The sequence below is a fragment of the Paenarthrobacter sp. NPDC056912 genome, from assembly GCF_042786555.1.
GTDB lineage: Bacteria > Actinomycetota > Actinomycetes > Actinomycetales > Micrococcaceae > Arthrobacter.
Genome location: NZ_JBHUCD010000014.1, coordinates 143,708 through 150,650 on the forward strand (window position 1 = coordinate 143,708; position 6,943 = coordinate 150,650).

The following is a 6,943-nucleotide window of genomic DNA, read 5'->3' on the forward strand; positions in this document are numbered from 1 at the left end:
ACTAGACCCGCTGGGGCAGGAGCTTCGCATCATCCAACAATTCCTGCGCGTGGGCCTGTGCTGATTCCGAGTCCTCCTGGCCTGCCAGCATGCGGGCAAGCTCCTTCACACGCTGATCTTCGTCCAGCAGCTGCACGTCGCTGGAGGTGAAGCCGGTGGTCGTCTTTCCGTCTGCACCGCGAACCGACGTCTTGGTCACCCGGATGTGTTGATCGGCGAACGCAGCAACCTGCGGAAGGTGCGTGACAACGAGGACCTGGACGTGACGTGCCAGCATTGCCAGCCGGCGTCCGATTTCGACGGCGGCACGCCCGCCCACGCCTGCGTCCACTTCGTCGAAGACGAACGTCGGGACGGGATCCACCGCGGCCAGCACGACCTCGATGGCCAACATCACCCTGGAAAGTTCACCGCCCGACGCTCCCTTGCCCAGCGGCCTGGCAGGAGCACCGGAGTGCGGCTGGAGGAGGAACGCGATCTCGTCAGTGCCCGACGGGCCCAACGATTCACTGCTGTCCATCTCGATGACCAACGTAGCGTCGGCCATGGCCAACGCCTTCAACTCCGCGCTGACCCGCCCCGAGAGGTCCTTGGCAGCCTTCAAACGGGCTTTGGTGATGGCCGCCGCGTGCTTGCGCAGGGTCGTTTCGGCAGAAGCGACCTCAGCGTCCAAGGACTCGATCCTGCTGGAATCGTCCTGCAGTTCGTCCAAACGGGTCCGTGCAGTGGCCGCCCACTCCAGGACCTCGTTGATGCTGGGCGCATACTTGCGGATCAACTTTGCAAGGACCGCCCGGCGCTCTTCGATCTCAGAGAGCCGCTCTGGCCCTTCCGTGTCCAAGGCGGCCTGGTAGCTGGACAGTTCCGCAGCGATGTCGTTGAGGAGGAAGCCCACCTCGGCCAAGCGGGCAGCAGCCGAACGAAGCTCGTCATCGTGATCGGCCACGTGCTCCAATGTCCGTTTGGCAGCATCCACCATGGAAGTGGCATCTCCGGCGTCGCCGTATTCTTCGGCTATGAGCGACTCGTGCGCCGCAGCTGCGGCCAACCGGAGTTCCTCCACGTTGGCCAGCTTGACCGCCTCAGCCTTGAGGGTCTCGTCCTCGCCCGGCTGAGGGTCAACGTCATCGATTTCCTTGAGGGCGGCATCCAGTGACTCAGCCTCGCGGAGGCGTTCGCGGGCCTCGCTGCGCAAAGTCTCGAGTTCGGCCTGGATGGCCTTCCAGTGGTTGTACAGGTCCTGATACTCCCCCAGGACCTTGGCCAACGGTGCGCCGGCAAAACGGTCCAGGGCATGCCGCTGCGCCGTTGCGCTCTTCAAGCGGATCTGGTCCGACTGGCCATGCACCACCACCAGGCTCTCGCCCAGCTCCGCCAACACTCCCACAGGTGCCGCGCGACCACCGACGTAAGCGCGGCTGCGGCCGTCGGCACCAACGGTCCGGGCCAGCAACAGCTCAGCGACGCCGTCGAACTCCTCAGCCTCGCCGCCGGCTTCCTTGGCCCGCTCCACCGCACTGTGTGTCGGATCAAGTTTCAGCACGGCCTCGGCGGACGCGGACTTAGCGCCAGTACGTACCGCCCCGGCATCCGAGCGCGCACCAAGGAGAAGCCCGACGGCGGTCACCACCATGGTCTTGCCGGCACCGGTTTCACCGGTGACGACGCTCAGGCCTGGGCCTAACGGCAGGGCGGCGTCGGTGATGACGCCGAGGTCACGGATTCGGAGTTCTTCGAGCATGCTTCACTTCGCATTCGTGGGATCGGATGGCTCACCGTGCCCCGGTTCCTGGATAGCCTCGACGTCCCGGGGACTGGGCAACGGAGCGGGCGAAAGGGTCCTGATCACCGGGATGGGACCCGTGTGGACTTCAGCGCTCCGGGGAACAGGACCACGCCAGCCATGGATGGGGAGTTCGAACTTGCGGACAAGCCGGGCGGAGAACGGGGTTTTGTGGGTCCGGGCAAGACGCACCGGGGTTGCAGAACGCGTGACTTCAACTCGGGCTCCCGGGGGCAGGTCCACGGAGCGGCGCCCATCGCACCATAGAACACCCAGGGCATCGGTACGGTTCATGATTTCAACGGCAAGCTTTGACCGCGGGGAAACCACCAGGGGCTTCGCGAAGAGGGCGTGGGCACTGATCGGGACGATGACCAGGGCCTCGACCTCAGGCCACACCACGGGCCCACCGGACGAAAACGCGTAGGCCGTGGAACCCGTAGGTGTTGCCAGGACCACGCCGTCGCAGCCGAATGAGGTCAAGGGGCGTTCATCGACCTCCGTGACCACTTCCAACATGCGTTCGCGGTTGGCCTTCTCGATGGCGGCCTCATTCAGCGCCCAGGTGTGCCAAATCTTCTGTCCCTTGATCCACACCTGGACATCGATGGTCATCCGCTCTTCCACCGTGTACTGCCGGCTCGCAATCCACTCCACCGTCTGCGCCAGATCGGCCCGCTCGCTTTCGGCAAGGAAGCCAACATGGCCAAGGTTCACCCCAAGGAGGGGTACATCAACCTCGCGCACCAGTTCCGCGGCACGCAGGATGGTTCCGTCCCCGCCCAAGACCATGACCAGCTCAACGTCTTCCAAGCTGACATGGTCATTCAAAATTTCAATGGGCGTATCCAAGGCACCGAAGAAACGCTCAACATCGGCGAGTTCGGACTTCTGCAGGACAGGCACCAGTCCGGAAGCATGCAACTGCGTACAGGCATCCCACGCCGCTCGGAGCGATTCCTCCCGCCCTGTGTGGGCAAGGACAAGTACACGCCTGCTCATCGGGTCTGCTTTCTAGTGGTTCGGCCAGAGTTTCTTGATCAACGCAGCAACGTACTCGTCACGCTCTTCGATCTTAGGCAACACCGCGGACATCCCGCGCTTCATCCACAGGAAGTATTCAACATTTCCGTCCTGACCCGGCAACGGACTTGCCGCCAGGTCCTGAAGTTCAAGACCGGCGTCCACTGCGGCGCGGGCCACTTGGGCAACCGCGCGGCGCCGTTCATTGTCCGAGGAAACCACGCCCGTGCGGCTGAGCCGCTCCTTACCCACTTCGAATTGCGGCTTGACCATGAGGACGAGGTCGCCTCCCGGTACGGTGCATGTTGCGAGCGGCGCCAAGACCAACGTCAACGAAATAAAGGAAAGGTCCCCCACCGTCAGCTCTGCGCTGCCGCCAATCTGCTCCGGGGTCATATAGCGGACGTTGAGGCCCTCATGGACGTCAACCCGGGAATCCTCGCGAAGCTGCGGCACCAACTGGCCATGCCCCACGTCCACGGCCACCACGCGCGCAGCACCTTGCCGAAGCAGCACGTCAGTGAAACCGCCCGTGGAGGCACCGGCGTCGAGACACCGCCGCCCGGACACCACGACGGCGGGAAATGCCTCCAGTGCGCCGGCCAGCTTATGTCCGGCGCGGCTGGCGTAAATATCTTCCAGGTGGGATTCGACGGCCAGCTCCGTTGCCGCGTCCACCTGAAGGGCAGCCTTGGCCAGGACAGTCCCCGCCGAACTGACCTTTCCGTCGCTGATGAGCTTGGCGGCATGGGTCCGGGACCTCGCCAGCCCGCGGCTGACCAGCTCCTGATCGAGTCGTGCCATTCTCTAGCTGTCGCCTTCCGGGCCGGAATCACTAGGGCGGTTCGATGTTGGCGGAAGGCCCGGCTCGGCATCCAGTGCTTCCAGCAACAAGACATGGATCCCGCTGTACAGCTCTCCGTGTTCTGCCACCGGTGACCCCGGAACTGCCTCCAGGAGTCCCAGGGCCCTGTCCACGAGCACGTCACCTGTGGGCTTCGCGGCATCGGGCCATAAAGCTTCAGGACTAGCGTCGGGCACCGGAAAATTGTTGGGCTCGGTCATCGCATCAGTCTAGTTAGTTCGCCATTCCAACTGCGGTTCCCTTGCCACTTCAGTGTCCGGAACCGCTGCCCACCACGCAGCACACGCCGCACGCCAAGCGTCAAGGTCGTCTTCATCGCCCGTGACCCTGACTATTCCGTCCGCCGCAAGCGCTGAGGCGGCACCGCAACGGAACACACCGGCGTCGCTGACGACTTCGGGGTACGGAGAGTACAGATCCTCAAGGTTCGCCAGCAAGTAGTCGGGACGTTCATCCGTCCGCGCTGCCAGAATGGTGTGCGTCGTGTCCACACCGGTAAGAACGGCCGCCGTCGCAAATCCTGCGCGGTTGCCGCCCAGGATGTCCGTGTCCAAGCGGTCGCCCACCACCAAGGGGCGATCGGCGTTGAGCCGCTTCGCCGCTGCGTGGAAGAGCGGAGCCTCGGGCTTGCCCGCCACCAACGGGGTCTTGCCGGTGGCAGCTGCCACCGCCGCAACAAGCGTTCCATTGCCTGGCGCCATGCCGCGGGCCTGCGGGATGGACATGTCCGTGTTGGTGGCAAACCACATGGCTCCGCCAGCCACCACATACGATGCCTCTGCGAGATCCTTCCAACCGATCTCCGGGTTGAAGCCTTGGACTACTGCCACCGGAGACTCTGCTGCACTGTGCACAGGTTTGAGTCCCACCAGCTCAATCTCGTGGGCCAGCGCCGCGCTGCCGGTGATGAGGACATGGGCCCCGGCCGGCAGCATGGAAGCCAGGAGCTCCCCCGCTGCCTGCGAGGAACTGACCACCTGATGATCCTCCGCCGGCGCCCCGAGCTCCCGCAGGTGCGCCGCGACCTGGGCCGGGGTACGGGACGCATTGTTCGTCACGTATCCCAAACCCACACCCACGGTGCGAAGGCGTTGCAACGACTCCACAGCTCCGGGGATCGCGTGGGGACCTGCATACACCACGCCGTCCAAGTCGGACAGAACGGCATCAAACAAAGAGATCAGTGAATCAGCCATGCTGGGAGTCAGTGCCCTCGTTGTCTGCTTCTACGGCTTCCTCGTGCTCTTCCTCGTCCTCAACGGAGTCGATGTCCGACTCAGCGTCATCAGATTCGAAGTAGTCAGACTCAGCGTCATCGAGTTCAACATCGGCCTGCTCGACATCAGCTGCCGCAGCCTCGACGATCACAGTCTCGCTGTCAGGCTTCACGACGTCGGTGTCCCTGGCGGGCTTCTCGACGCGCGGCTTGCGCGCGGCTGCCTCTTCCCTCTCGTCCCAACCGAGATCAACGATTTCCGGTTCCGCGAAGTCACCGACGCCCAGGGCGCTCTCGGCCACCAGCGCCTGGCGGGCCCACTTACCTGCCTCCTCGGTACGACCAACAGCAGTCAGCGCTTCTGCGTACGCACGGAACAAGCGAGGGCTGTAAGAGAATGCCCGGTTGATATCCAACTGAGGGATTTCAAGCTCCGAGACGGCAGCATCAAGCTGGTTTAGGTCCGCACGCGCACCGGAAGCCACAATCGCCAACTCCACCTTGCCGGGAGCATCAAGGTCCTGGGCTTCAGGAGAGCGCACCATGTCCAAGGCACGGTCCGGACGACCCAAGCCACGCTCGCAGTCAGCCATCACGGGCAAGTGGACGTTGGAGCCACTGATACGACGGTAGGTACGGAATTCGCGCAAGGCTTCTCCGTAGTGACCAGCTGAATACGCTGTCAGGCCAACAGCTTCACGGACCACCGAGAGGCGGCCGCCGCGGCGGCTGGCGGCAAGGGCGTGCTGGAAAGCCAGCTCCGGCTCAATGTCGATCAAGCGGCCGGCCATGACCAGGTGCTTTGCAACCCAGCCAGCGCTCTGCTCTTCGAGGGTCTTGATCTGGTGACCAGTGGCCCGGTCCAGTTCCTTACCCGTAACGTCCTCGTCGATCTCGGGAGAACGTTCGCGGTCAGGGCGGTTCGCACTGCGGATGTCCTTGGCATTGGGAACGCGGGCAGGGCGTTCTTCCCACGAATTGCCGCGGTCGTTGTTGAAGGAACGACCTGCGCCTCCGTCACGGGCGGGGCGGTCGTTGCGGTCGCGGTCGCGGTCGCCGAAGGGCTTACGGTCACCGCGGTCGTTATTGAACGGACGACGCTCGCCGGCGTCGCGGCGTGGGCCGTCAAAATTGCGGGGACCGCGCTCGGGGCGGTCGCCGAAGGGCTTACGGTCGCCGCGGTCGTTATTGAACGGACGACGCTCGCCGGCGTCGCGGGCGGGACGGTCGTTGCGGTCGCGGTCGCCGAAGGGCTTACGGTCGCCACGGTCGTTGTTGAACGGACGACGCTCGCCGGCGTCGCGACGTGGGCCGTCAAAGTTGCGGGGACCGCGCTCAGGCCTGTCACCGAAGGGCTTGCGGTCACCGCGGTCGTTGTTGAACGGACGACGCTCACCATCACGCGCGGGACGGTCATTGCGGTCACGGTCGGGGCGGTCGCCGAAGGGCTTACGGTCGCCACGGTCGTTGTTGAACGGACGACGCTCACCATCACGCGCGGGACGGTCATTGCGGTCACGGTCGCCAAAGGGCTTACGCTCACCCCGGTCATTACCGAACGAGCGGCTGGGGCCACTGCCGTCCCGGTTCTCCCTGGAACGGAACCCGCGGGGATCCCCACCGGAATTGTTGTTGGGGCGGTACGAACCGCGCTCGTCCCGGTTGCCGCCGAAGTTTCCGCGATTGCCGCCGCGATTGCCGCCGTTGTGCTCAGCCATGGTGGATTCCTCCTGTTGCGAGCCGACCACTGGCGCGTGCGTAGTCGCTCATAACCCTTATTTCGTTGTCACGCCGCCCGTAGCGCTCGGCTACCGACTCGTATTTCTTATGCAATTCTATTCGACCCCGCCCCAACAGCCGAACGCCAGGAGCAAATGAGGGGCACCCGTGGGAAGTCTCACAGCCGCGAACTCACTACCGGTGGCTCGGGTTTGTTGGCGTCTTGTGGTGTTCTGTTTGTGGTTTGGTGGTTAAGTGGGGAGAGCCCCGACCGTCGTGGTCGGGGCTCTCCCGTTTTTAATGTGTGTCCGGCGGTGTCCTACTCTCCCACACCCTC

At 64.2% G+C, this 6,943-nt stretch carries 6 protein-coding genes; all 6 read right to left on the reverse strand.

The features are described from left to right. Window position 1: 1 nt before the first annotated feature. Genes recN through ACFRJ9_RS16170 form a run of 6 tightly spaced genes read right to left on the reverse strand, consistent with a single transcriptional unit; the run spans window position 2 to window position 6,605 of the window. Window positions 2–1,741 carry a DNA repair protein RecN gene (gene recN, locus ACFRJ9_RS16145; protein WP_377669891.1) on the reverse strand — a complete coding sequence of 580 codons (1,740 nt, stop codon included), beginning with the start codon at window positions 1,739–1,741 and terminating at the stop codon, window positions 2–4. A gap of 3 nt (window positions 1,742–1,744) precedes the next feature. Further along, window positions 1,745–2,785, reverse strand: coding sequence for an NAD kinase (locus ACFRJ9_RS16150; protein ID WP_377669893.1), 1,041 nt, complete (start codon window positions 2,783–2,785; stop codon window positions 1,745–1,747). Between the two features lie 12 nt (window positions 2,786–2,797). Beyond that, window positions 2,798–3,610, reverse strand: coding sequence for a TlyA family RNA methyltransferase (locus ACFRJ9_RS16155; protein WP_377669895.1), 813 nt, complete (start codon window positions 3,608–3,610; stop codon window positions 2,798–2,800). A 3-nt stretch (window positions 3,611–3,613) separates the two neighbouring features. Continuing rightward, window positions 3,614–3,871 (reverse strand): hypothetical protein, encoded by a 258-nt coding sequence (locus ACFRJ9_RS16160; RefSeq protein WP_377669898.1) that lies wholly within the window; start codon window positions 3,869–3,871, stop codon window positions 3,614–3,616. 9 nt (window positions 3,872–3,880) lie between these two features. After that, window positions 3,881–4,867: an HAD-IIA family hydrolase gene (locus tag ACFRJ9_RS16165; protein WP_377669900.1), complete on the reverse strand. Its 987-nt coding sequence runs from the start codon at window positions 4,865–4,867 to the stop codon at window positions 3,881–3,883. After that, on the reverse strand, window positions 4,860–6,605 hold the full coding sequence (locus ACFRJ9_RS16170; protein WP_377669903.1) for a hypothetical protein: 1,746 nt from the start codon (window positions 6,603–6,605) through the stop codon (window positions 4,860–4,862). The genes ACFRJ9_RS16165 and ACFRJ9_RS16170 overlap by 8 nt, the downstream gene beginning before the upstream one ends. Window positions 6,606–6,943: the final 338 nt, after the last annotated feature.